The organism is Cyanobacteriota bacterium, from assembly GCA_025054735.1.
In the GTDB taxonomy this organism is placed as follows: domain Bacteria; phylum Cyanobacteriota; class Cyanobacteriia; order SKYG9; family SKYG9; genus SKYG9.
In genome coordinates this window covers 1-2,384 of the sequence record JANWZG010000509.1, presented here as the reverse complement: position 1 = coordinate 2,384, position 2,384 = coordinate 1, and the positions used below count along the sequence as shown (strand labels likewise).

General features: G+C 50.5%; 1 protein-coding gene. It reads right to left on the bottom strand.

Annotation, left to right across the window (positions count from 1 at the left end):
- Positions 1–2,041 (bottom strand): UPF0182 family protein (locus NZ772_17490; protein MCS6815351.1); only part of this gene is annotated, 2,041 nt, incomplete at its 3' end.
- Positions 2,042–2,384: the final 343 nt, after the last annotated feature.

Sequence of the window (2,384 nt, the reverse complement as noted above, 5' to 3'; positions counted from 1 at the left end):
CATAGCGAAGAAATGGGGCGATCGCCTCAACCCGTTGGAGAATGTTACGGCGAAACAATACCTTAGTGTTGGGTTGAAAATTTGGAGTCACGACCATCTGCCAGTCTCGCAGGTAAATCGCAAATAACCAGCGTCGCCAAAGGGAAGAAATCGGTACTCCCCCTGAACCGTCGTAGGTGTTGTAGACATTGGTATTGCCACTGGGATAGTCTAGCTCTTGCACACGACTGGGAGCCATGATGTAAGTATTAGTCAGGTTTCCGTAATAGATGCGGGGATAACCGATGGGAATGCTAGCGCGAATACCTTCGTTGGCAGTTGATAGACTGCCGCTCTCAGCTTCGGTAGCTCCAGCAATGTCTTTGACAAAGTAGTCTGGTAGACCACCTGGCCCAACAGTATTTACTGGGCTGAGGGTAAAGCCATAGCCGTGGGTATAAATGAGGTGTTCGTTAACCCAGGTTTGAGCCGCTTGGGGCAAGGCATTGAAGTCCAACTCGCGGGCTGAAATGATTACCTGTTGACGCTCAATTACATTGCCAGTGCCTTGGCTAGCAGGGAGCTTAAGGCGATAGCGATCAATATTAGCAATAGGAAATTTGTAGTATAGGCGAATTTGTTGGAGTTGCCGATTGGTTTCGAGCAGGGGGCGAGTGTCCCACAGCCGAATATTGCGAATTGTGGGGGTGTTACGTTGCAAGTCAGCGAAGGTGAGGTTGGTTTGGGGATCAAAGGTTCTCACCTCAATGCGGTCTAAACCAAAGGCTTGACGAGTCAACGCAATATTGCGCAAGATGTAAGGCTGTTCTCGCTCTAGTTCGTTGGGCTGCACGATTAGCCATTGAGTGATGGAGGGTAACCAATGGCCTAGTGAGACAGCTATTACCAGAAAACCAATCACTACCGAGCGGACAGTCAGTCTAGGTAGGGCACGCTGACGATTGGTCTGACGGTAGGCTGTAGTCACTGTGGTTACAGGACGACGTAATGGTGGCTGAGGTAAGGCTGACTGGGGCTGGCTACGGATTGCCCACCAAACTAGTTGCAGGGCGATCGCAACGGCTAACCCCGTCATCAGTGTGTTGACGGGCAATTGCACGTTCACGTCTGCATAGCCTGCTCCATAGGTAACTCCCCGTGAAGAATACAGGAGTTCATAGCGAGACAACCAATAACTAACGGCGATCGCTAGCGCTAAGCTAGCACCCAAGGTATAGAGGTGACGTTGCTGCTGGATTGAAAACCCTGCAAACTTACCCTGGCTGAGGGTATTGTTAGCCACTATATAAACCAGACTGGTCATAAGTAGGGCTACGATCGTCAGGGCTAGCGCCCAGAAACTTAACATCTCCCAGATTCCCAGCTTGAACAGGTACAGGCTAATGTCTTGATGGAACAGGGGTTCAGTTTGATGCAGCAGTTGTGGGTGAAAATAGAGGGCTACAGCGTCCCAGCGGCTAATGAAGATGCCCGCTAGACCAAGGCTAAGCAGTATAGCCATGATAGATAGTACGAAGTAGGGCCATAACACCATAGCCAAGCTCAACAGCCCTACTAATGCCCACTGCCACGGCTGGGCTGACAGAGATTGTACTAGCTGCCAAAGTTGGCCCGCAGTTGCTGATACTAAAATGGTCGGCAGAGAGTCATCTTGGGCCGTCATGCCTCGCCAAGAGACAACAGCAAGCTGACTGTAGTAGACGCAGAGCACACTTAAGGCCAAGGCTAGGCTGCTACTGGTGACCAGTAACCATCGCAAACCCATGGCCCCAGGTAAGGGGTGGGACGGCTGCGATCGGTTAACCCTGCTCCACCGCTTTGCCAACACTAGATTGCCTGACAGGAACGTTAGGCTAATGCTAGGTACAACGATCCCCACAGCAACTAAGACTTGAAGCCGCCGCCAGAATACCTGAAGATAGCCTAATTCTTGAAACCACAGCCCTTCAACTACTAGCTGACAGATGGCAACCAAAGCCAGTCCGCCAATTACCAGTAGTCCTGCTAGTCCTACAGCTAGCCGTTTTTGCTGGTGTGTCATCGGCTAGACCTACAACCCGTCAATTACCATTCTGTGGCATACCTTGAATTCTAAGTGTAGCCTAGCCGTAGAGAACTAGCGTCAATTGTCAATAGAGAATTGCCGTTAAGCTGCTGGAAAAACCTGAGAAAAAATAAGGGGTACCCAACGGGCACCCCGTAACAACTCAACCAAGATCCAACTATCCAAGTTAGGACTAGCTGATTGGCAACCACAAACTACCTGCTCAACCTCTCTGCATCTTTCAGCCGATAGGTCAGCCGATAAGAGCATCAAGATTCGGTTGCCAACCAAGTTAAAGAATTCAGTGCCTTAAACCGCAACCGTTTGCCGCGACACTTGG